We start from the raw sequence: 22,712 nt of genomic DNA on the forward strand, positions 1-22,712 counted from the left end.
ATAGTTTTCCTTTTTTAAGGATATTTACTTTTTGCTCGTTGCTCGTTGTTGGTTTGTTGAGAGGATTGTCGATTAAAAACGGTTATCCTTATTTAAGGAAGATTCAAACAACATACAACAAACAACAAACACCACACAACATACAACATACAACATACAACTCACCCTCTCACTCCTCTATACATCATTGTAAAGTACTTAATTTTAGCATTAAAGAACTCCGAAGAGGCATTGGTACTTCTGTCATTGAAGTAGTTTAATATTTCTGCATAATGTAACATAAAGGTTTTAGTTACCGTATTAAATTGTTTAAGGTTCGTATTTTCTACTTGATTAAACCAATAGGAAAGGTTGTCGATTAAAAGCAGTCATTTTTATTGTTTAGAGAATATTCATACGACAAACAACAAACAACAAACAACAAACAACAAACAAAAAAACAAAATCACTCCTATCATAAATCGCTATATGCGAAAAAAATAATTTTCTTTTCGTAAATGGATAAGATGTTCTAATTTTGTGTCTTAATTTGTGAAATAATCTGTTTATTTGTACACAATTTGTATAGAGTTAAAGTATGGGGTTTTCTGGAAAAAAAGTTGTTAAGCGAATTGCTATTGCCTTAGGGGCTTTGGTTGTTTTTGTTTTGGGGGTAATGCTAGTTGTTCCTATTTTCTTTAAGGATACAATTAACGACGAGATCAAAAAATTATTAGCAGATTCGATTGAAGGTGAAGTGGCTTTTGAGGATATCAATGTATCCTTCTTTAAAAATTTTCCTTATCTAACGGCCACTGTTGTAAAACCTAGTATTGAAGGGGTTCAGGTAGATTCTCTACAGCCCATGAAGTTGCTAGAGGCAAAAGAGTTAGGATTGGGGATTAATATGATGAGTTTGTTAGACTCAAAAATCAGTTTTGATCGTGTATTTGTAGACTCTCCTGTTATTGATTTATTGGTCAATGAGAAAGGAGAAGCAAACTATATGGTGATGAAACCTACGGCGGAAGACGAGGAGGAAGATAAAGGTTTTGATTTACAAATCGATCGCTTAGAAATAAAAAATGCGTTGTTACGCTATTGCGATGAAGCGGGGAATTTATATTTTTCTGCTGTTAATTTTGATTATTTAGGTAGTGGAAATATGAGTGAAGCGGTGTTTCAGTTGAAAAGTAAGATTCGCATTCACTCTTTTGATTTTAGTTTTGACAATGTTTTCTATGTCAAAGAGAAACCAATTTTAGCTGATTTAGAAACTTTAATTGATACGAAGTCACTTACATTTGAATTTCAACGAAATAATTTAAAGATTAAAGATTTATTAGTAAACTTCATTGGGCGCTTTGGTTTTATTGACAATGGTTATGATATGTCGTTTGATATTAATACGGAGCAGGCTGGCTTGAATGAATTACTGTCATTGGTTCCACCTGAATATCAATCGTGGTTAGATCAAACCAAATTTGAAGGGGTTGTAGATGGAAAGTTTAAGTTAGAAGGTAAGTTTTTAGCTTTAGATACTATTATGCCTTCAATTAGCTTGGATTTAGCTATTGCTAATGGAGCTATTCAGCATGGGAATGTAGTTGAGCCAATTAAAGATTTGGCGTTGAAATTTCAATTTAAAATGCCTTCTTTGGATATGGAACAAAGTGAGGTGATCATTGATCAGCTTGATTTTTCTATTGCAGGTCGTAAAAGTAATTTTACTTTGCATACCAAGGGGTTTGAGAAGCCAATGATTGAAAGTGCAATGGATTTAAATATGGATTTGGATCTTATTCAGCAAGCCATAGGAATTACTGGATTTGATTTGAAAGGTGATTTACAATTGAAAGGAAAGTTGGATGGACAATTTGCCCGTGGAGTTGTAGAAACACGTACACTTCGAACAGTAAAACGCGATACGGTAATTACGAGTATTCCAACATTTGATTTTGAAGGGATGATTCGCAATGGTTATTTCAAGTTGGATAGCTTACCACAAGCTTTGAAAGAGATTAGTTTTGACGTAAAAGCAGAAGGACCAACGGAAAAAATTAAAGATATCAAATTCCGCATTGATAATTTGAACCTTTTAGCGATGGACAATTTCGTTAAGGGACATTTCGCTGTGAATAATTTGACTACCTATGATGTAGATGCTCGTATAGAAGCGAATATTGATTTTGAGAATATCAAGGAATTTATCCCTTTTGATGAGGCTATCTTACGTGGAAACTTTGTGATTGATGGTACAGTGAAAGGAAGTTATGAACCTAAACGCAAACGTTTTCCTGTTTTAAATACAGAAATTAAGCTGAATAATGGTTATGTACAATTGAAGCGTTTACCTGAATTGCCAATTGAAGATATTCAAATCCATACCATTATTAAAAGTTCTCGCGGTTCAATTAATGATTTGTCTATTGAGGTCTTACCGATTAATTTTAAAATCGCAAAAGAACCGTTCCAATTAGCAGCAAGTTTGTATAACTTAAATAATTTGAACTACAATATTCAATCCAAAGGTGCTATCAATATCGGAGATATATACAAGATTTTTAAAGTGGATGGTATTGATGTACATGGTCGTATTATTACGAGTTTATTTTTAAAAGGATTGCAAAGTGACGCCTTAAAAGGAGATTTTGACAAGTTAAAGAATGGAGGGAAATTTGAAGTGGATAATATTCGCATTCATTCGGAAATGTTCCCTTATCCGCTACATATCAAAAAAGGAGTCTTCAAGTTTTTTAAAGAAAAGATGGGCTTTGAAAAGTTTGTAGCAACTTATGGTAGCTCCGAAATTAATATGAAAGGATATCTGACGAATGTAGTTGATTATATTTTAAAAGAGGATACATTGAAAGGTAAATTCACGTTTGAAAGTCCATATTTTAATGTGGATGAATTCATGATGTTTGACTCAAAAGGAGCTTCTGGAAAATCAACAACAGCCTCCTCTTCGGGAACGGGAGTCATCCAGGTACCTAAAAATTTAAATATTCTTTTTGATGCAGTAGCACAAAAAATAAAATACTCGGAGTATAATCTAGAGCATTTCACGGGTAGTTTATTGGTTAATGCAGGGAAAATTGATTTACAAAAAACGGATTTTGAATTAATCGGTACAAAAGTAAATATGAATGGTACCTATCAACCGACAGGATTTAGAAAAGCAAAATTTGATTATGCGATTCAAGCTTCTGATTTTGATATTCAGCGCGCTTATAAAGAAATTACGTTGTTTAGAGAAATGGTGAGCATGGCGAAAGATGCGCATGGTCAAGTTTCGTTGAATTACAAATTAGCAGGGGATTTGGATAAAAATATGTTTCCAGTGTTCCGTTCATTAGTTGGAGGAGGATCACTAACGCTAGAAGATATCGAATTCAAAGGATTTAATTTATTAGGTGCAATTGCTAAGGAAACCAATACAAAGTCATTAGAAGAAGGAAAAGCAAAAGACGTTGAAATTAAAACGACCATTAAAGACAACGTCATGACGATTGAGCGTACTCGTATGAAAATGGCAGGATTTAGACCGCGATTTGAAGGCCAAGTAAGTTTAGATGGGGAGATGAATATTGGACTTCGATTGGGATTACCTCCAATGGGAATTATTGGTATCCCAATGAAAATTCAAGGGAATTCAGATAATTTCAAAATTAAATTAGGACGTTATAAACCAAGTGAAGTATTAGGTAGATCAACAGAAGATGATGATGAAGATGATGAAGAACAACCAGAACCAGGTACAGAACAAGGGATAACACCGGAAGGAGAGATTTCTACCCCAACAGGTGAAGCGCCAAAAGAAGAAAAACCAAAAGAAGAAACAGCAGTACCTGCTGCATAAATACAGAAAGCCAGAGTGGAATCTCTGGCTTTTATTTTTTTTGCTAACATTAGAAATAGTATTTTTACTTACTAGATTTTGAAATAAGACCAAGATGATAACAACTAATCCCTTAACAACAGAAGAATTAGCTTTAATCTTTGAAGGAGATCAAACCCAAGCGATGTATGTCTATCAGGATAGTATTCCTGCAGAATTAGAGGTTCTTAAAGCGAATTGTGAGGAAATTGATCCAGAGGATGCTAATGTGAAAATGCTCATTGCTCGTATGTATAAAACCGTAACCGATGGCGATCGTGCAGGTGTTGGTATTGCTGCACCCCAAGTGGGATTGAATAGACGTTTGTTTTTGGTTAAGCGTTTCGATAAAGCCAATGAACCTTTTGAGTTTTTCATTAACCCTCAAATCATTTGGTATTCTTCGCTATTACAACAAGGAGAGGAAGGGTGTTTATCCATTGAAAACCGCTATGATACAGTGTATCGCAGCTTGGCTGTTCAAATTACTTATTTTGATTTGGAGGGAAATCACTATCAAGAAGTGGTTGAAGGGTATACTGCTGTGATTATGCAACACGAATACGATCATTTGAATGGCGTATTATTTACAGATCGCATTGAAGAACAGATGAATTGTCAATATGAAGATGCAACTTTAGAAACACCTTTGGTGTATGAAGTATAGCGGGTATACTATTGGGATATGGGTGTGGTTCCTTGTACAGGGAATCAGTGGGTTTGCGCAGCAATCTAGGGTAAATGATCTAGGTACTTTGTCTTGTTCAACAGAAAATCAAAACATACTTCACTTGTATGAAATGGGGTTTAAAGCTTTGGAAAAACCAGAGTATTATAATACGGCAGGAAAAATATTCTTTCAGATTGTGCAAATGGATAAAAGTTTGTGCGATGCATATTATTATACAGGTATATCTCTAACGAAGCAGGATAAAGACGATGCTGCATATACGTATTTGTATTACGCGGATAGTTTGGCTGCTCAACCTACTTTATCGTTTAAAACAGCTCTTGCAACTTCTGCTTTGCGTATCGGCAATGTTGGTTTAGCCAGAAAAAAATACGAAGAAATTAAACAAGCGTTTCCCAATAGTCCTGAGGGATATTATGGATTGAGTCTAACGGCAACTTCTATAGGCGATGTGGTAGAAGGATTAGTCAATACGGATCGTACTTTATTGAAATATAAGAATACAGGGAATTTACCTCCAACTAGAGAACAGGAAATTTACCTAATTAAGGCTATTTTATTGCGCATGAATCAGCAATATGATAAAGCGATTGAATTCTTTGAGAAGAGTAAGGAACACTTTGGTTCTACCACAGATTACCTCGCAAATTACGCGTTAACCACTTATGAGTTGTATAAACAAACAAAAGAAGAGCATTGGAAACAAGTCAGTCAACAAGCCTTACTTCAAATACAAGATAAAACAGCTTTAAAAGAGGATTTCTTTCAACAATTTAATTATGATTAACGTCCCAGGTTAATTTTAAAGCCTACACCGCGGATGCTGTTGATTTGTATGCTATCATCATCGGATAAATATTTGCGCAATCGCGTAACAAAGACATCTAGACTTCGCCCATTAAAGTAATCTGCAGATTGCCAAAGTTGATTCAAAATTACTTCTCGTTCAACAATAGATTGATCATATTGAATAAAAAGCAAAAGTAAATCCCTTTCTCTTTCTGTGAGTTGATAGGTTCTCTTGGAATTTTCTAAGCGCAATAATGCAGGATTAAACGTATAGATGCCTAGGTGATAAACAGTCGCTGTTTCAATAGGAATATAACGCAAAATATTGTCAATGCGCAATTTTAATTCTTCAGGATCACACGTCTTTGCAATATAATCTGCAGCTCCTAATTTTAACCCCAATAGACGATCGATATTTTGATTTTTAGCCGTTAAAAATAAAAAGGGAATATGGGGGTGATGTTGATGAATTTCTTTGGCTAAAGTAAATCCATCTTTTAGAGGTAACATAATATCCAAAATCGCTAAATGAAAATGGTGTTGTTGAATTAAGACTTCCACTTCTGTTGAAGCAGGTGTCCACACAACATCAAAACCACTGATTTCTAAATACTGCTTCACCACAGTACCATAGTCTATATCATCTTCAACGAGGAGAATTTTATGCATAAGGAATACGAATAATAAAGGTTGTTCCTACAGTTAATTTACTATTTATTTGAATACTGCCTTGGTGTTTTTCTACGATTTGCTTTACTTGATATAAACCAATTCCCAAACCTAATGTATTGTGTACGTTGTTGTGTATAATGCGATAGAATTTTCTAAAAATAAGATTTTGCTCCTTTTTCTCAATCCCAATGCCATTGTCTGAAACCTCAAGATACAACTTATTTTCTTTGGAGTAAATAGAACAAGTGATTGAAGTACCTCCATATTTGATACCGTTTTCTAAGAGATTGAGGAGGATGGTTTCTATTTCTGTTTGAGGAAAGGGAAGTATATTTTCATCTAATCTCCATGAAATTTGAAAATCAATGGATTGATTTCTCAACTTTAAGTCTTCTATCAGTTGCATAAAATCCTCGTAGCTAAAAGGAAGGTCGTTGGTATTGGAGATTACCCCCAATTGATTTTGTAAACGCTCTAGTCGATCAACCTGTCTTTGAATTAAAGCTACAGTTGGCGAGTCATATTCTTGTTTGAGATTGTTGCATCCGTATTTCAAAGTAGCAATAGGGAGTTTAAATTCATGAGAAACATTGTCTACCATATTGTGTAAACTCAGGACTTCCTGCTCTTTCTTTTTGATGGTTTTGTACGTAATGAAATACAAAATTAAAATAAACGTACAAATAAGGAATGATCCCAATAATAAAGGGAAGAGTTGGCGAAAGGCTATGCTGTTGAAATTGAGTACTTCTATATATTTCTCTTGTTTCACGGTAAAGTGATTGGAATAGTCTTCAGGACAATTGATACAAGGTTCATCCGATTTGTTTTGACTGCTTTCTTCCACTTCCCATTCGGAAGTATTCACACGATGGGCCTGTTTAATTTTTTGTTGAGTCTCTAGAATTGTAACGGGAGTCTTGAGCATATTTTCTTTGGTTGAATTCAAAATAACATGCGTCAAATCAATGCGATAAGCGATTTTATATCCCAAACTAGCAAATGCACTGTCTATTTTATGGGTGGCATCTAAACTAATAAATTGTAAGTAGGAAGCGTTTTTTTCTTGTATTTCTTCTATGGTTGCCTTTTTTTGCAATAAATCTAAAATTGCATTGTACATTACATTATCCTTTTTCTTTGATTTTTTTTCAAAGGAAAGAATGTGTTCTATTTCATCTATTTTGTCGTGGGCAATTTTGTGAATTTCCTTCTTTTTTAGTTCAAGGACTTGTACAAAATAGAAAATCATTATTCCAATCAAAAAAAGATAGAATAAACTAAAAGCAATGAGATAATACTTTGGTTTAGAAGACTTCATATGTACAAATTTAGACTAAAAATACGGATAAATCTCCTTGTAAATCCCATTAACCGTTCGTTAACCCTTCATTAACTGGTATTCCATTTTCATTGATTCATCTTTGTTCAAAATATAGAACTTATGATACGTATACTTATTTTTATCTTGATGTTATTGATGAGTTTTGTCTTACAAGCACAAGAAGCCACTTTAGCAATAAAAGGAAAAGTTGTGGATAGTAGGCAAGAAGTCTTAGCCTTTGTGACGGTAATTGCAAAAGATCATCAAGGAAATGTAGTGACTTCTTTTTATACAGATGAACAAGGAGTGTATCAATTGAATACACAAGAAAATATTCAGCAATTAGAATTCAGTTATGTGGGGTTTCAAACCCAAGTAGTATTTGGCGATGTTTCTTTTCCTAGTCTCATTGAATTGAAGGAGGATAATGCTTTATTAGATGAAGTAGTAATTAAGGCTAAAAAACCGACGATTAAACGTGAAATTGATCGTTTGGTATTTAATGTGCAAGATACGCCTTTAGCAACAACGAATGCCTGGGATATTGTCAAGCAAACACCAGGAGTGAATGCGATTGGGGATAATTTGAGTATAAGAGGAAGTCAAAGTATTTTGGTGACTATCAACGATAAAAAAGTCATGTTGTCAGGAGAACAACTAAAGGCCTTATTAGAAGGAACAGAAGGAACACAGGTGGAGGCAATAGAGGTGATTACCAATCCTCCAGCAAAGTATGAGGCTCAAGGAAATGCTGTGCTTAATATCAAGTTAAAGAAAAATAATTTATTAGGATATAAAGGCAGTATTGGGGAGCGTTTTAAGCAAACAACCTACGCCTATAACACACTGAGTACACAACACACTTATACGGGAGAAAAAATTAATGTATCAGGGAGTTATAGTTTAGGACAAGGTACTAGTGTTCGTTACAATGAAGATAATGTATTTTATGAAAACGGAGATCGATGGAGTAGTGTCATGACGCGTAAAAATAAAATCAAAGGACAACATAGTTTTCAAGCGGAAATGGATATTAAATTGGATACAACTTTGACCTTAACGGTAGGAGGAAATGGTTATATCAATGTAAAAACGAAAGGAAACTATGAGATTCCGACGTCAATTTATAATCCGCAAAATAAAGTTGAATCTTCTTATACCACATTTAATGATAAACGCTCGAATATGGATACCTATACGGGATATGCTTTGGTAGAAAAGAAATTCAGCCCTTCGAAAAACTTGTTGTGGTCTTCTTATTTTACCTATGATAAAGAAGCAGACAATCAAGACGTTTTGACGAAATTAAATTTTAAAGAGCAACCTGAATCAGCGCGTTTCTTTGGAACTAAAGATAGACAACGCACCCGTTTGGCAGTATCAGGTATTGATTATAGTGTAGACAAAGAATCGACGAAATGGGAGTTGGGGGGAAAGTACAGTATTGTAAAGGCGAATTATTTGTTAGATTTTTTTGATGAAGAACAAGGAGGACTACTGCTAAATTCAGAAAAAAGCAATGTTTTTGATTACCAAGAAATCAATTGGGCCGCTTATACTTCGTATACCAAACAGTGGAAGAAATGGCAGGCCAAAGTGGGAGTAAGAGGAGAATATACGGGTATTCAGACTAAAAGCACAGGAATGGGAAGTAATAATCAATCCTATTTTAAATTATTTCCTACGGCTTATTTGAAATATGATCTAACCGATCAACAACAATTGAGTTTGTCGTATAGCAAACGCATTGATCGTCCTTCGTATTCATGGATGAATCCAGCGAAAAGCTACTATAATTTGTTTTCATACTTTCAAGGAGATCCCGATTTGAAAGCGGCGATTAGTCATAATTTCAGTTTGAATTATACATTCAATGAATTGAATATTGAATTCTTTTACAATAGAGAATTAAATCCCTCAATGGAAATATCCTATCAAGAGAATGAGTCCAATATGTTGATTTATCACTATACTAATATAGATAAACGCCAACTAGTGGGTATGATTGCTAATTACTCTTATCAGATTCTACCGCGTTGGTCTGTAAGTTCATTTACTTATTTACAACAACAAGAAGATTATTTCTATGGAGTAGATCAACAGTTGCATAAAAATGATGCTTTTGTTTTTGGAGGGCGAGTAACTACCACGGTAAATCTCGATAAAGTAAACAATTGGAAAGCGATGTTGACGTATAATTTTTATACCCCAACGGTGCAGGGATCATTTAAAATTAGCGGTTACCAACGTACCGATTTTATTATGAGTAGAGAGTTTAACCAGAAAAAATGGTCGGCAAACTTATATGTTTACAATATTTTTGGCAGTGATAGACAAATCATTAAAACACAGTATGCTAATCAATATAATTATTTCAAAGATTATATGGATACCCAAGGGATTGCTATAGGTTTGCGTTACAATTTTGGAAATCAAAAGGTGAAATACAGCAGTAAAGAATTAGATATGCAGGAAAAAGATCGCTTATAAATGGAGTTAGTACAGCAAGAAGGAAAGTTGAAAACGACTTTCCTTTTGTTTTTTTGTTGATTTATGAAAAACATTAGTGCGTTTATTTGTATAAATGTTAAAATGGGATTTAGTTAGTTATTTTGTAGCTTTGTAATGAAAATTGAACACTATGGAATTTGACTACTTTGACCAGATTCGTAAAATACGAACGGGGATTCGCTTTTATAGTGAATTGTTGATAGAAGCCTCTTGGAATGTATGGAATATTAAAACACGAGTGGGTATTTTTTTCTTTTCGCTACTCATCGCTTTTCTCTGTACTTATTTTTTGACACCGGAAGTTTTTTCTGAGGCGCAGAAGTATACTTTTTTCATTTTAATTTTTTCTATTTTATTGTGGGCTACAGAAGCGATTCCGCCTTTTGCTGTGGGAATCATGATAATCGGTTTCTTAGTGTATACCATGGGAAATATCGAAGGTGCAACCATCTCCCCACAAGAGATTTCTTCCACCTGGTCAGACAGTGTGATTTGGATCTTTTTAGGAGGATTCTTTCTCAGTGAAGGCATGCGAAAAACCAATCTCGATTTATCGCTGTTTAAAAAGACCCTTGCTATTTTTGGTTCTAATCCCAATAAATTAGTATTGGGAATTATTTTGGTAACTTCTATTTTATCGCTTATTATTTCAAATACAGCAACAGCTGCAATGGTTTTAGCTTCGGTTATGCCTCTAATTGAAAGGGAAGGAAAGGACTCTCCTATGTCCAAAGCTATCTTAATTAGTATTCCAGCGGCGGCAACTTTTGCGGGGATGATCAGTATGGTGTCTACGCCTCCTAATTTAATAGTAGTAGATGTTCTGAAAACGAAAGGTTTTACTGTAAACTTTACGCAATGGTTGTTTTTGGGATTAGTACCTGCTGTTATTTTGTTGGCGGGATTCTGGTGGGCTGTTGTTCGAAAATACACCTCAAAAGTGAAAGGGCTAGATGTTTCTTTCGTTAATCAGGCTTTGGAAATGACCAATAGTTTGCGCTTACAACGCTTAGCCGTGATTGTAATATTAGTTGTAACAGTGGGGATGTGGATGTTTGGCACTAAATACCATATTCCAACTGCTGGAGCCGCTATGGTGCCGATTATGTTCTTGCCGATGTTAGGCATTATTACGGCAGAAGATGTGCGTAAACTTCCTTGGGATACATTAATGTTAGTAGCAGGAGGTTTATCTCTAGGTATCGCTATTAAAGAGTTATTAGCCCCTTACTATTCCCAGTTTTTGGCAGGTGCAGAATTTAATGTTGTTGTGATGATGATTGTATTTGCTGTTATAACCGTTTTATTTTCGAATATCATGAGTAGTACTGCAACTGCAACAATCTTAATTAATATAGCTGCCATTGTTTTACCTGTAGATCAATTATTACCCGTAGGGTTAGTGGTTGGACTTTGTGCTTCTTGTGGATTGTTTTTACCGGTTTCTACCCCTCCCAATGCGATTGTATTTGGTACGGGTATGCTCAAGCAAAAAGATTTTAGACTAGGGGGAATGTTTGGTGCTTTCGTGGGAACGATTGTTATTATTCTGTGGGTATTATTCCTCCAGGAATTTACTAGTTTCTTTGAATATCTCAAGTAGATTGGATAGAACGTTCGGGATAAAAACTAATTAAGGATAAAATAAAAAGGTCAGTGTATTGCTATATCACTGACCTTATCATATAAAGCAAATGATTTAAATTCGTTCAGGGAAATTGGTGATAATACCATCCACTTTTAGTTTTTTCATGCGTTCAATGTCTTTAGGATCATTGACCGTCCAAGGATAGATTTTGAGTTTTTCTTTTTTGATTAAAGCTGTATTTTCATTATTTAGCATTTTGTGATACGGATTAATAGCTTTAGCTTGGATGCTCAAAGCGAATTCAATCGCATCTTCTGGTTTTTTCTCTGTCAATACAGCGAGTGGTAAATCAGCATCTAAGTCATGTGCGATTTTCAGCTCTTCCCATTTAAAACTAGAAAGAACAAAATCGTCATAGGTCCAGCCTCTTTCTAAGAAGTTGTGAATAATTCGATGCGTATCTACAGCCGTATTACTTCCTTTTAATTCAATATTCAATACTGCTTTGCGTCCTATAACATCAATGACTTCTTCTAAGGTTGGAATTTTATATTTACCGCCTACTAAAACGTCTTCCAATTCATCTAGGGTATAGCTTTCAATAGAACCTTTGGCATTGGTTATTCGATCAAGGGTATCATCGTGAAAAACGACAAGTTCTCCACTTTTTACTTTGAAGACATCTATTTCAATCATATCACAGCGTAAGTCGATGGCTTTTACCACAGATTCTACGGTGTTTTCAGTAATATGCCCCATAGCTCCTCGGTGTCCAATACGCAGTGTTTTAACTTCTTGTGCGATAGTGGTTGAGGTAATTACCGTACAAAGGATGGATAACAAAGGCGTTCTTAATTTCATAGTCCTAGTATTGATTAGTGAAAAGCAAAATTGTATAAATTACAAAGAATATGAATTAGCTAAACATTAAGTTATAGTAAACAAAATGCGAACTAAATTCTTGTAATGCTACAAATAATAGGCTTAATATAGTGAAAAAGAACCAAAAAAAGAGAACTTTTGTTTAAAAAGTTCTCTTTTAGTTTTTCAATTATTGCGATAAATCATTTAAAATTTCTTGAACTGCACGTTTTAGTTGTGGATCTTTTTCTTGGAGACGATCCATAAAAGTATTTTTGATATAGATGTGAGGAGCCACACCTGTTTTTTCTAGATTATCCCCTTCCAAGGTATAAGTGCCCCAAGAGGGTAAGCGATAAAAAGAATTGTCAACTAAGGATTTACCTGAGGTAAAAATAATCCAACGATAGGTTTCTTGTCCGATAATCTTTCCTAATTTCAATGCCTTAAAACCAGCAGCCGTCATTTCCGCATCACTGAGTGAAAATTCGTTGATGAGCAATACAATCGGTTTGCCGCTCGGGCTGAAATTACTTTGCATCGTTAGTTTTCCCTCTCTGTATTTCCACTGTAAATAAGGGCGTTGCGCCAAGAAATTGAGTACTTTATCGTGTACATTTCCCCCTGTATTGAATCGAAGATCTAAGATTACTCCTTCTTTATGATGTTCTTGTTCAACCATATCCAATAGGAAAGAATCTAATTCAGAAGAACCCATGTTTTTCATGTAACTATACGCTATCCTATTGTCGCTCCATTCGTTAACCCTTTGTTTATTTTGATAAATCCATTCATCGTAAAGCAATCCTTTTTGGGTAGCAAAAGAGATCGGATGCAGTTTTATCGTAAATTCTTTTGCACCACGTAAAAAAGTCAATTCAATTTCCTCTTGTGTAGGAGCAAAGGTGAAATACGTATCTCGATTCTTGGTCGGTTCTACTTTTTGTCGATTGACATGAGTTAGTATATCTCCTTTTTGTAAGTGAATGTCTTTTGTAGCAGTGGGTGATTTGCGTATCACATGAGCTACTTCATACGGATTTGATGAGGAGAAGATAATCCCTGTTTCTACCGTATTATATTGTAACCTCGTTTTTTCTTCCTCCCCAGTTGAGGTAAACCCTAAATGGGAAGACCCTAATTCACCTAACATATCGTTGAGTAAAATACGAAGATCATTTCTACTAGTTAAATAAGGAAGATAAGAACTAAAATAATCTTTCGTTGCTTTCCAATCTAGTCCATGAAATGTCTCATCATAAAAGTTCTCTTCAACACCTGCCCAAGTTTCTTCAAACATTTGATGGAATTCTTCTGCTAAGTTTTTAGTGAAAGAATGCGAAATTACAATCTTTTCAGGAGTACCTTTTTCTAAGGCAAATTTGTAAATAGCCTTATCACTTAAGGCATATAGTGTTTTTTCTCTTTGTTGCAGGAGACTCACACTTTTATCCCAAACTTTTTCTGTTTTAGCGTTTTCGAATTTCTCGTATATTTTTCGATATAAGGTATATTTTCCATTTTCTTGATTGGAAGAATAATAAACATATTCCTTTTTGTCCTCTTGAAAAATAACTGGGGTATATTGATTGCCAAATTTATCACTGACTAATTCGATGCGGTCCAATACATCTTGTGTATTGACATGCACTACTGTTGATGAAGTAGAAGACTCTGTTGATTTTGTCTTGTTTTTTGTCTTGTTACTTTTGTCGTTCTCTTCTTTTTTAATAGCAAATAGTTGGTCAAATTCATCTGATTTAAATGGATCTGCATACCAATCTAGCGCTAGGCGGTAAATACTGGCGTTTTGCATACCCATTGGGTAAGAAGGATTTAATCGATCACTAGCAAAATAGATGTATTTTCCTGAAGGAGACCAAACGGGATTAGTTTCTGAAACTCCGGTATTAGTCAGGTTGATGGTTTCATTTTTTTGAATGTTGTGGATGAAAATATCATCCTCAAAGTTGCGTTTAGCCGTAAAGAGTACATAAGTTCCGTCAGGAGAAAAAGAAGGTGGCGCACTTTGAAAGGCCCATATTTCATCTTTGACTATCGTTTTAGAAGTAAAAGTCTGTAAATCGAGCAAGCGAATTTCATCACGTCCACTGGTATATACTGCTTGAGTAAGGGTGTTATTGAAAGCTAAGTCTCTATTATTGCGCGTGTCATAGGTCAATTGTACTGTTTTTCCTTTTCCGTTTGCCTCAATTTTAAACCAATTTTGGTAGCCGTTGTAAGTCTGACTATACAAGAGTGTTTGATTGTCTTTCAACCATTTCACCTCCATTACTCGTTCTTTGCCATCCGTAAGAGCTTGTATAAATTTTCCCTCTATATCGGAGACAAATAAGACACCACGACTAACGAATGCTAGTTTTTTGCCATCCGGAGCAACATCAAAAAAGCTGATATTATCTTCAACCTTAAAGGTTTGTTCTTTAGTAAGAGATTTGTTGGTGTTTAATTTAATATCAACCGATCGCACTTGATTATTTTGGGTATCATAGACAAACAATTGATAGTCTTTTTCAAAGATAACTTGACTGCCATCTGCAGAAACAAACGGCTTTTTGATGGATGAAGTAAATTCGGTTAAGGCTATTTTCTTTCCGTCTCTAAAAGTGTAAAGATTGTAATGAGCATTATTTTCGTCTGATATAAAGTATATATTTCCACGTTGGTCAACGGTCGGATTGAAGTCTTTTCCGTTGTAATCGGTATATTGTTTAAAATGTTTATTGGTTGGGTTATACCCTAAGATATCAGGATTATTCTCTCCTTTGTAGCGCTTGCGCGTCACTTGATTGGCACTTTCTGTTGAATTGGTAAACAAGTATTCTCCTGCAGGTGTTTCAACTAAACCGTTGGTATTGTTGAAGTAGTTGGTAAATAGAGGAATAGGTGTGCCTCCATTTCTGTTAATGGAAAAAGAAGCGTAATTGTTGTAAGCATTGCTCGTAAAATAAATTGTTTCACTATCCCAACTCCAGCTTTCCATTTCATCAGTTGCCTGATGATAAGTTAGTTGTTGAATAGGTCCGCCAATAAGAGGCATGACAAAAATATCTTTGTTGCCGTATTGATCTGAACTAAATGCCAACCATTTACCATCTGGAGAAACACGGGGATTGGTTTCATTACCTGGTAAGGCAGTGAGGCGTAGAGCTTCTCCTCCAGTAGTGGGAACCTGCCAAAGGTCTCCATCAAAACTAAAGTAGGTAGTTTGTCCATCTGGACTTAAGGAAGGGGTAGAGGTAAAGTGAATTTTATTTTGGGCCCAAACCATTGAAGTTAGCGCTAAGGTTAGAAGAGAAATAGTTTGTTTAAGCATAATTATATTTTTCCTAAACTTAAAACTATTTTATACAACACCCAAGTTGTTTTTTTGTGAGGTTTATCTCATTTAGTTTATATTTTTTATTGGTATTCGATGAATCTACGCTACGCTACGATTTGTACTTTGTGAGAAGGCATAAAAAAAGCCATCTCCTCGAGATGGCTTTTTTTATATTAGTTTGCTGGACTTCCGTATAAATCGAATTCTGTTGCTTCATCAATGGTGATTGTAGCAAATTCTCCAATTTTGAGGTAGTGCTTAGTTGCGTCAATTAAAACTTCGTTGTCAACATCTGGACTGTCAAATTCTGTACGTCCAATGAAGTGATTTCCTTCTTTTCTGTCGATAATACAACGGTAAGTTTGTCCAATTTTTTCTTGATTCAATTCCCACGAAATTTGAGCTTGAATCTCCATAATTTCGTTTGCTCTTTCTTGTTTTATTTCTTGAGGAACATTGTCTTCTAATAAATAAGCATGTGTATTTTCCTCATGCGAATAAGTAAAGCATCCCAAACGCTCAAAACGCATTTCTTGTACCCAGTTTTTTAAGATTTGGAAATCCTCTTCAGTTTCACCAGGATACCCAACAATTAAAGTTGTACGGATGGCCATTCCAGGAACGGCTGCTCTAAAGTCGTTTAATAATTTGGTTGTTTTGGCTTGTGTTGTACCACGACGCATTGATTTCAAAATATTGTCTGAAATGTGTTGGAGTGGAATATCAATATAATTACAAATCTTAGGCTCGCGTTTCATCAATTCCAATACATCCATCGGGAAACCTGTTGGGAATGCATAGTGTAAGCGAATCCATTCGATTCCTTCCACTTGCGTTAAATTCTCAAGTAACTCCGCCAAATTTCTCTTTTTGTATAAATCTAATCCGTAATAGGTTAGATCTTGAGCAATAAGAATTAATTCTTTTACTCCGTTTTTAGCTAAACCTTCCGCTTCTTTTACTAATTTTTCAATGGGTTGAGAAATGTGCTTTCCACGCATAATTGGAATAGCACAGAAACTACAAGGACGATCACATCCTTCCGCAATTTTCAAATAAGCATAGTTCTTCGGTGTTGTGGTCAAACGCTCACCTAACAGTTCATGTCTATAATCTGCACCTAATGCTTTTAAAAGTAGAGGTAAGTCTGTTGTTCCAAAGTATTGGTCTACGTTTGGAATTTCAGCTTCTAAGTCTGGTTTGTATCGCTCTGATAAACATCCTGTTACGAATACTTTATCTACAACTCCTTGCTCTTTTTTATCTACGTATTCTAATATCGTATTTACAGATTCTGCTTTTGCATTGTTGATAAAACCACAAGTGTTAATCACAATAATATTCGCTTCGTCGTTGGTCGCTTCGTGTGTAACGTCTTTACCACTAGCTTTTAACTGCCCCATTAAGACTTCACTGTCGTAAACATTCTTAGAGCAACCCAGTGTAACAACGTTTATCTTGTTCTTTTTTAAAGATTTAGTTCTCATTTGTTTGAAAAAAATTGGACTGCAAAAGTACATTTTTTTTCTATATAGCGAAGAAGCTTTGTGAGAATTATGTGAAGTACTAAGGTTATCTAAAATGATTCCGTTTTAGAAAAGAAGTGAAAAAGAGAGAATTAAGAACATAAAAAAAAGCGACTGCTCTTTGGAGTCAGTCACTTTTATCTTGTATCTGAAGATGGAATTATAATTTAAAAATCCCACCAAATGCGATGACAGTTTCTCCAAACCAGAAGTTGTGGAACGCTTTGTCTTTTTTGCTGTCTGTTGTACGAACATCATACATATCAATGAATCCTCCTTTTAATTCCGCTTGTACGAAGAAGTGTTTAAAGAAAGTTACGTTTAGACCTGCTTTTGCAGAAAAACCTAAACCAGATACGTGAAATTCATCGTAGCGATCTTTACCTAATAAAGTAGTATTCGTTTTAGGGTAGATAATACCAAATCCAAGACCTTCAGTAACGTTAACTTGAATTTTGTCTGTATTGTAAATGCTGAATAATTTAGAAATATCATCCACGCGGTTTACTTCAACATTCAAATAGTTAAGCCCGTCAGTATGTTCGAATTTTAAAAATTCTTCTGTTAATTTCACTTGATCTGGATGACCTGGAACTTGTTCTCCATAAGAACCAGCACCGTAATATTCTCCTGTGTAATTTACTGTTTGATTTTGACGCATCACGTATTTCATGTGATCTACACCAATTGAAATATTATACTTATCAGTAATAAAGTATCCAATTCTCAAGTTCGTTTGTGGAATGGTCATACGTGCTGGGTTAATATAATCCACGTGCCATCCTTTCGGTTTATCGTCTGCTTTTACATCTTTGATTGTGAAGTCATATCCTTCCCCTCTAAATCGAATGTCTGAATTGGTATAATACCCTCTGTTTCCTCCCCAGTATATATAAAATTTACCTTTATTTGAGGCTGTATAACGCAAAGGCGTAGTGGCTGTTTCTTGTGCAAATCCTACTGTAGTTGCCAACAAGCATACGCTTACAAAAAGTTTAAAAAAGGCTTTCATTAGTTTGATTTTTGAATTCTTAAAAATTTTGAGCCAAAAGTACAATAAAAAAATCTCTTTAAGAGTTTATCCTTAAAGAGATTCGTAGTATTAAAAGTTCTAAATAAGATTAGAAATTAACAACATAAGAAAGACTTACCCAGTTTTCTTTTATTTTCCAATTTGCATTGTCATATAAATTATTCACTGTCATATCCAATACACTTGTTTTGTATGAACGAGCTGAATGGGTGTAAGCTAAGTCAATTCTAGAGCTTCCAAACTCATAGCCAATACCTGCAGAAAAACTATTCAAGTCTCCCATGTATTTGGTATTCTTATAAGGGCTCTCTTCAAAACGATATCCTCCGCGAAGGCTTATTTTGTTTATTTTATATTCACCACCAATGCGAAATTCACTTGCCGTTTTCATTTCTGTATCATAGAATGTGTTTAGCAGACTATGTGTATAGCTGTTCTTTGGACTGAATCGTTGATTACTGTAGTCCTTGATGCTATAGTCAACGCTAATTAAACCTTTTTTCCCGAATACATAAGCCAAACTTCCTGTGTATTTACTAGGCGTTTTTAAGCGATAGCGTTCTGAAATATTTACTACGTTTGGATAAAGCCAGGTAGTTTCTTCAATTCCAACTCTTCTAGTTTCTATTCCTTGTGTTAATTCGTCACGTAAACTATACCATGTAGGTGATTCATAAGCAACCCCAGCTCTTAATTCATCTGTAATTTGTCCAATTACCCCTAAGTTAAATGAAAAACCTGTTCCATAAGTATAAAGATGATTGGCATAATAAATCGAGTTTACCATGTCCTTAGGTAGGTCAGTAGCGTGATTGACTTCAATTGCACGAGAAGATTGAGTATAATCAAAAAGATTTAAATTCAAATTACCTCCTACAAAAATACGATCACCAAGTTGAGCTGAAAAGTTTCCGGAAAACTTACTGCTATATCCGCTAGTACTTACGTATTTTCCTTGAGTATAGGTATCTCTGTTAGAGCCAAAGTTTGATACGTATTCGCCGTCATTTTTTCCTTCACCGAGGATGAATGACTGGTAAGCCAAGTAGGTTTGTTGACCTAGAAAACCACTCATATACCCAGCATCGAGATATCCTTGTGTATCTTTTCCGTTTACTGCTTTATGTGGAATACGAGCGTCATTCGCCAATTGATAAAAGTATTCTCCTAAAGAATTGGTTTGACCAGTTCCCATAACGTTATAATCGTTATAGAGATTTTTTGTGCTCTCATAATTTACTCCAATGGCAAATTTTTTCATTGTTGCTGAGGGATCGTTTGAGTTAAATACAAAAACAGCTCCTACTTGACCAACATCAAGACCTGTATAGCTTTTGGACTCCCTATTGTTCATATAGTTCGTCTTGTTGTTTTTGTTTACCAAAGACATGCTAAAAGCAGCTTGATTGTAGTTGAAGATAGCACCTCCTGCAGGGTTGATCTTTAATGCAGATAAATCTCCTCCAACAGCACCAAATGCACCGCTCATTCCTCGAAAGCGAGCTGTACCATTCAGATCTGATTCAGCGTATTGTGCAATGTCTAGAGGATTTGCTTCCTGTGCTTGTAAAGCGCTAATCGTTAAAAGTGATGCGCCTAATCCAAAAATAAATTTATTGATATACATGGGATCTTTTCAAAATTAAAATAATTATCTACGAGAACTACTACTGCTTCGACTATTTCCGCCTCCACTGTAGCTGCTTCTCGATGAGCCACTGCTACCGCTGCTGTAGTTGCTTCTTGTATTTCCACTGCCACTGTTGTAACTGCTTCTAGAACTTCCGCTATTACTTCTACTGTAATTGCTAGAAGAATTAGAACGATTGTAAGTATTAGAAGAGTTTGAACGACTGTAGTTGCTATTGGATGAATTACTATTGTAAGATCGATTGTTGTAATTGCTATTTGAATTACTTCTTGAATAGTAACTGTTGTTGTTCCCGTTGCTATTACTATAATTGGAACTACTTCTACTATAGCTTGAAGTAGGTCTAGTTCCTTGATAAGTTGATCTTGAATTGTAAGAGTTTCTCGAATAAGAATTGTTATTTACATTCGCAGATCGCGTATAGTAACTTCTTGAGTTATTTGTGTTATAAGAAGATCTTGTATTTCCGTAAGATCCTCTTGGATAATAGTTTGTATAATAACCATGAGTATAGTATGGAGAATAATATCCGCCGTAATAAGGAGATCCCCAATAGTGGTGGTTGTACCAAGGTCTATAATAGCCGTTCCAACCCCAACCAAATCCAATACTCATTCCCCAACCACCACCATAGTAGTACGGATCGTAGAATGGGTCATAATAACCATAGCCCCAATAAGGTCTATAGCTATTGTTGTAGTAATTTACTTGTATGCTGGTTGGTTCTGTTCCCCATGAACCATAACTAACAGCTTTATTAGGTATATTTTTTACTATACTGTCATTTACAGGGGAATTGTAGGTATTTACATCCGTGAAGTACTCCATATCTTGATTGAGAGAGGCGAAATAGTTCTCGTAGTAATTGCCTGAATCATTCCCTGCATAGGGATCAGCCTGTGTGCTTTGTCCATAAATGCCGTCTTGTGCAAGCGATGCATTTTGATATGAACCACAAGAAATAGCGAATCCTCCTAGTAGTAAGAAAAGGCTGATTCTTCTCATGCCTATTGTTTTTTGAAGAATTGTAGTCATTTTCGATGGGAATTTAATTGTTGTTAAAAACAAATTTAGTTACTTTTGTGGAATTATTATAGTTAATTAAGAGTTAAACAACTTAACTGCTAATATATTAAAAATGAGCAAGAATATTACTAAGAGAAGTGAAGACTATTCGAAGTGGTACAATGAGCTTGTAGTAAAAGCTGATTTGGCCGAAAATTCGGGAGTTCGAGGATGTATGGTTATTAAGCCATATGGCTATGCTATTTGGGAGAAAATGCAAGCAGAGTTAGACAAGAAGTTCAAAGAGACTGGACATCAAAATGCGTATTTCCCCTTATTCATCCCCAAGTCTTATTTTAGTAAGGAAGCTAGTCACGTGGATGGATTTGCAAAGGAATGTGCTGTAGTGACGCATTATCGCTTAAAAACAGGAGAAGACGGGAAAACCATTGAAGTAGATCCAGATGCGAAGTTGGAGGAGGAGTTAATTGTTCGTCCTACGTCGGAAACGATTATTTGGGATACCTACAGAAAGTGGATTGAATCGTACCGTGACTTACCGATTTTGGTGAATCAATGGGCGAACGTTGTGCGTTGGGAAATGAGAACGCGTTTGTTTTTGAGAACAGCAGAGTTCTTGTGGCAAGAAGGACATACCGCACATGCAACGAAAGATGAAGCAATTGCAGAAGCAGAACAAATGTTAGATGTATATGCGGATTTTGCAGAAAATTTCATGGCAATTCCTGTAGTGAAAGGATTTAAAACAGAGAATGAGCGTTTTGCAGGGGCTATTGAAACCTATTGTATTGAAGCTTTGATGCAAGATGGTAAAGCACTACAAGCGGGAACCTCTCACTTTTTAGGACAAAACTTCGCCAAAGCATTTGATGTGAAGTTTACAAGCCAAGAAGGAAAGCAAGAGTATGTATGGGCAACCTCATGGGGAGTAAGTACGCGATTAATGGGAGCATTGATCATGACGCACTCTGATGATAATGGTTTGGTATTACCTCCAAACTTAGCACCTATTCAAGTGGTAATTGTTCCTATTCACAGAACGGATGAGCAATTAGAAGAAATTCGCGAAGCGGTGAAAATAGTAACGGATCAATTTAAGAAATTGAATATTTCATTTAAGTTTGATGATCGTACGACATTCAAGCCAGGATGGAAATTCAATGAATATGAGTTGAAAGGAGTGCCATTGCGTATTGCGATTGGACCAAAAGACTTAGAAAACGGTACATTTGAAGTAGCTCGTCGCGATACTTTTACCAAAGAGATTGTAGCGAAAGACAGCATTGTTACGTATGTACAAGATATGTTGGAAGAAATTCAAACGAATTTATTTGACAAAGCGAAGACCTATAGAGATTCGCATATTACAGAGGCAAATTCTTTTGAAGAATTCAAAGATTTGTTAGAAAATAAAGGAGGATTTATTTCAGCACATTGGGATGGTACAATAGAGACGGAAGAGAAGATTAAAGATCTTACTAAAGCTACAATTCGTTGTATTCCAATTGATAGAAAAGAAGAAGATGGCGTTTGCGTCTTAACAGGAGCTCCTTCTAAGGGAAGAGTGTTGTTCGCAAAAGCATATTAGAATTAAAAATTTTTGTTTTTTCTCTTGCGGGTTTAAAAATATATTGTACTTTTGCATCCGCATTAGATAAACAAAATGGTCCGTTCGTCTAGGGGTTAGGACGCCAGGTTTTCATCCTGGTAACAGGGGTTCGATTCCCCTACGGACTACAAATTAATTTTAGCTAATGCATATGGTCCGTTCGTCTAGGGGTTAGGACGCCAGGTTTTCATCCTGGTAACAGGGGTTCGATTCCCCTACGGACTACAAG

General features: G+C 35.4%; 15 protein-coding genes and 2 tRNA genes. 8 read left to right on the top strand and 9 right to left on the bottom strand.

Annotated elements, in window-relative coordinates; translation table 11 throughout:
* Positions 1–161 precede the first annotated feature (161 nt).
* Positions 162–368: a transposase gene (locus tag HX004_RS16255; protein ID WP_353620018.1), complete on the bottom strand. Its 207-nt coding sequence runs from the start codon at positions 366–368 to the stop codon at positions 162–164.
* A gap of 209 nt (positions 369–577) precedes the next feature.
* On the opposite strand from HX004_RS16255, the gene HX004_RS16260 reads away from it, so the two are divergent.
* The 3 genes from HX004_RS16260 to HX004_RS16270 all read left to right on the top strand — a co-directional run bounded on the left by HX004_RS16260 (position 578) and on the right by HX004_RS16270 (position 5,337).
* On the top strand, positions 578–3,841 hold the full coding sequence (locus tag HX004_RS16260) for an AsmA family protein (RefSeq protein WP_286443710.1): 3,264 nt from the start codon (positions 578–580) through the stop codon (positions 3,839–3,841).
* Positions 3,842–3,935: 94 nt separating this feature from the next.
* Positions 3,936–4,526: a peptide deformylase gene (gene def / locus HX004_RS16265; RefSeq protein ID WP_286443712.1), complete on the top strand. Its 591-nt coding sequence runs from the start codon at positions 3,936–3,938 to the stop codon at positions 4,524–4,526.
* On the top strand, positions 4,516–5,337 hold the full coding sequence (locus HX004_RS16270) for a tetratricopeptide repeat protein (RefSeq protein ID WP_286443714.1): 822 nt from the start codon (positions 4,516–4,518) through the stop codon (positions 5,335–5,337). Before def ends, HX004_RS16270 begins: the two co-directional genes overlap by 11 nt.
* Here the strand turns inward: HX004_RS16270 and HX004_RS16275 are convergent.
* Together HX004_RS16275 and HX004_RS16280 are read right to left on the bottom strand one after the other, a co-directional pair.
* Entirely contained in the window at positions 5,334–6,008 is a 675-nt protein-coding gene (locus HX004_RS16275; RefSeq protein ID WP_286443716.1) for a response regulator transcription factor, read from the bottom strand. The two genes, HX004_RS16270 and HX004_RS16275, sit on opposite strands and share 4 nt — an antisense overlap.
* On the bottom strand, positions 6,001–7,332 hold the full coding sequence (locus HX004_RS16280; protein ID WP_286443719.1) for a sensor histidine kinase: 1,332 nt from the start codon (positions 7,330–7,332) through the stop codon (positions 6,001–6,003). The genes HX004_RS16275 and HX004_RS16280 overlap by 8 nt, the downstream gene beginning before the upstream one ends.
* A gap of 123 nt (positions 7,333–7,455) precedes the next feature.
* Here HX004_RS16280 and HX004_RS16285 point away from each other — a divergent pair, with 123 nt between their 5' ends.
* Positions 7,456–9,825 carry an outer membrane beta-barrel family protein gene (locus HX004_RS16285; RefSeq protein ID WP_286443721.1) on the top strand — a complete coding sequence of 790 codons (2,370 nt, stop codon included), beginning with the start codon at positions 7,456–7,458 and terminating at the stop codon, positions 9,823–9,825.
* Positions 9,826–9,976: 151 nt separating this feature from the next.
* On the top strand, positions 9,977–11,449 hold the full coding sequence (locus tag HX004_RS16290) for an SLC13 family permease (RefSeq protein WP_286443723.1): 1,473 nt from the start codon (positions 9,977–9,979) through the stop codon (positions 11,447–11,449).
* A 96-nt stretch (positions 11,450–11,545) separates the two neighbouring features.
* Here HX004_RS16290 and HX004_RS16295 read toward each other — a convergent pair whose 3' ends face one another.
* The 6 genes from HX004_RS16295 to HX004_RS16320 all read right to left on the bottom strand — a co-directional run bounded on the left by HX004_RS16295 (position 11,546) and on the right by HX004_RS16320 (position 20,853).
* A complete protein-coding gene (locus HX004_RS16295) occupies positions 11,546–12,295 on the bottom strand; it encodes a glycerophosphodiester phosphodiesterase (RefSeq protein ID WP_286443725.1) in 750 nt (249 codons plus the stop codon).
* A 190-nt stretch (positions 12,296–12,485) separates the two neighbouring features.
* On the bottom strand, positions 12,486–15,632 hold the full coding sequence (locus tag HX004_RS16300) for a S41 family peptidase (RefSeq protein WP_286443726.1): 3,147 nt from the start codon (positions 15,630–15,632) through the stop codon (positions 12,486–12,488).
* A 179-nt stretch (positions 15,633–15,811) separates the two neighbouring features.
* Positions 15,812–17,125 (bottom strand): 30S ribosomal protein S12 methylthiotransferase RimO, encoded by a 1,314-nt coding sequence (gene rimO, locus HX004_RS16305; protein WP_286443728.1) that lies wholly within the window; start codon positions 17,123–17,125, stop codon positions 15,812–15,814.
* Positions 17,126–17,324: 199 nt separating this feature from the next.
* Positions 17,325–18,176, bottom strand: a complete 852-nt coding sequence (locus HX004_RS16310; RefSeq protein WP_286443730.1) for a hypothetical protein — start codon at positions 18,174–18,176, stop codon at positions 17,325–17,327.
* A 109-nt stretch (positions 18,177–18,285) separates the two neighbouring features.
* Positions 18,286–19,824: an OmpP1/FadL family transporter gene (locus tag HX004_RS16315; protein ID WP_286443732.1), complete on the bottom strand. Its 1,539-nt coding sequence runs from the start codon at positions 19,822–19,824 to the stop codon at positions 18,286–18,288.
* 24 nt (positions 19,825–19,848) lie between these two features.
* Positions 19,849–20,853, bottom strand: coding sequence for a hypothetical protein (locus HX004_RS16320; protein WP_286443734.1), 1,005 nt, complete (start codon positions 20,851–20,853; stop codon positions 19,849–19,851).
* Between the two features lie 133 nt (positions 20,854–20,986).
* Between HX004_RS16320 and proS the strand changes: the two genes are divergently transcribed.
* The 3 genes from proS (at position 20,987) to HX004_RS16335 (ending at position 22,708) form a co-directional block, all read left to right on the top strand.
* Complete coding sequence (gene proS / locus HX004_RS16325; RefSeq protein WP_286443736.1) at positions 20,987–22,462, top strand: proline--tRNA ligase; 1,476 nt, start codon at positions 20,987–20,989, stop codon at positions 22,460–22,462.
* Between the two features lie 77 nt (positions 22,463–22,539).
* Positions 22,540–22,611 (top strand) — tRNA-Glu (locus HX004_RS16330).
* Positions 22,612–22,636: 25 nt separating this feature from the next.
* A tRNA-Glu gene (locus HX004_RS16335) sits at positions 22,637–22,708 on the top strand.
* Positions 22,709–22,712: the final 4 nt, after the last annotated feature.

It is taken from the genome of Myroides sp. 1354 (assembly GCF_030324495.1).
Classification (GTDB): domain Bacteria; phylum Bacteroidota; class Bacteroidia; order Flavobacteriales; family Flavobacteriaceae; genus Flavobacterium.

What these genes read in the sequence shown, in the direction of transcription:
- HX004_RS16260 (WP_286443710.1), top strand. Translation starts at nt 578, where the DNA reads ATGGGGTTTTCTGGAAAAAAAGTTGTTAAGCGAATTGCTATTGCCTTA.
- def (WP_286443712.1), top strand. Translation starts at nt 3,936, where the DNA reads ATGATAACAACTAATCCCTTAACAACAGAAGAATTAGCTTTAATCTTT.
- HX004_RS16270 (WP_286443714.1), top strand. Translation starts at nt 4,516, where the DNA reads ATGAAGTATAGCGGGTATACTATTGGGATATGGGTGTGGTTCCTTGTA.
- HX004_RS16275 (WP_286443716.1), bottom strand. Translation starts at nt 6,008, where the DNA reads ATGCATAAAATTCTCCTCGTTGAAGATGATATAGACTATGGTACTGTG.
- HX004_RS16280 (WP_286443719.1), bottom strand. Translation starts at nt 7,332, where the DNA reads ATGAAGTCTTCTAAACCAAAGTATTATCTCATTGCTTTTAGTTTATTC.
- HX004_RS16285 (WP_286443721.1), top strand. Translation starts at nt 7,456, where the DNA reads ATGATACGTATACTTATTTTTATCTTGATGTTATTGATGAGTTTTGTC.
- HX004_RS16290 (WP_286443723.1), top strand. Translation starts at nt 9,977, where the DNA reads ATGGAATTTGACTACTTTGACCAGATTCGTAAAATACGAACGGGGATT.
- HX004_RS16295 (WP_286443725.1), bottom strand. Translation starts at nt 12,295, where the DNA reads ATGAAATTAAGAACGCCTTTGTTATCCATCCTTTGTACGGTAATTACC.
- HX004_RS16300 (WP_286443726.1), bottom strand. Translation starts at nt 15,632, where the DNA reads ATGCTTAAACAAACTATTTCTCTTCTAACCTTAGCGCTAACTTCAATG.
- rimO (WP_286443728.1), bottom strand. Translation starts at nt 17,125, where the DNA reads ATGAGAACTAAATCTTTAAAAAAGAACAAGATAAACGTTGTTACACTG.
- HX004_RS16310 (WP_286443730.1), bottom strand. Translation starts at nt 18,176, where the DNA reads ATGAAAGCCTTTTTTAAACTTTTTGTAAGCGTATGCTTGTTGGCAACT.
- HX004_RS16315 (WP_286443732.1), bottom strand. Translation starts at nt 19,824, where the DNA reads ATGTATATCAATAAATTTATTTTTGGATTAGGCGCATCACTTTTAACG.
- HX004_RS16320 (WP_286443734.1), bottom strand. Translation starts at nt 20,853, where the DNA reads ATGAGAAGAATCAGCCTTTTCTTACTACTAGGAGGATTCGCTATTTCT.
- proS (WP_286443736.1), top strand. Translation starts at nt 20,987, where the DNA reads ATGAGCAAGAATATTACTAAGAGAAGTGAAGACTATTCGAAGTGGTAC.